General features: G+C 54.8%; 1 protein-coding gene. It reads left to right on the top strand.

From position 1 onward, the window contains the following. Window positions 1–376: hypothetical protein (locus CYR55_RS23815; RefSeq protein WP_175580837.1), on the top strand; the 376-nt coding region annotated here is incomplete at both ends.

Genomic DNA, 376 nt, shown 5'->3' with positions numbered 1-376 from the left:
TCCTGAAGGTTGGCAGGGTTGAGCTGCAACCTGGCCGCCTGGACAGTATCAAGCGTGATTTGTTGGTGGATGACTTCAGCTCATTCTACTGCCACAAGACGATTATGCAGACGACAGGCCGCGACGGAAAGGAAGTGCATTGCGCCGGCGCAGCAGCCTTTCTCCTGGCCGCCAAGCGGATTAACATCCCGATGCGCTTGGCCGTAATGCAAAAGCACCTGGATTTAAACGAACTGAATAGCATTGTGCACCTGGTAGACATCACACCACCAGCTGCTGAAAAAAACAGGAAACCTGACATGACACCGGAAGAGCACGCGGTGAGCCTCAGAACGAGGGTCATCGACATTTGGGACGGCATCCGCCAGTCAGACCG

Source organism: Chimaeribacter californicus, assembly GCF_002858675.1.
In the GTDB taxonomy this organism is placed as follows: domain Bacteria; phylum Pseudomonadota; class Gammaproteobacteria; order Enterobacterales; family Enterobacteriaceae; genus Chimaeribacter; species Chimaeribacter californicus.
The sequence above is the reverse complement of the archived record's forward strand: the minus strand, read 5'-3'. Positions and strand labels throughout refer to the sequence as shown.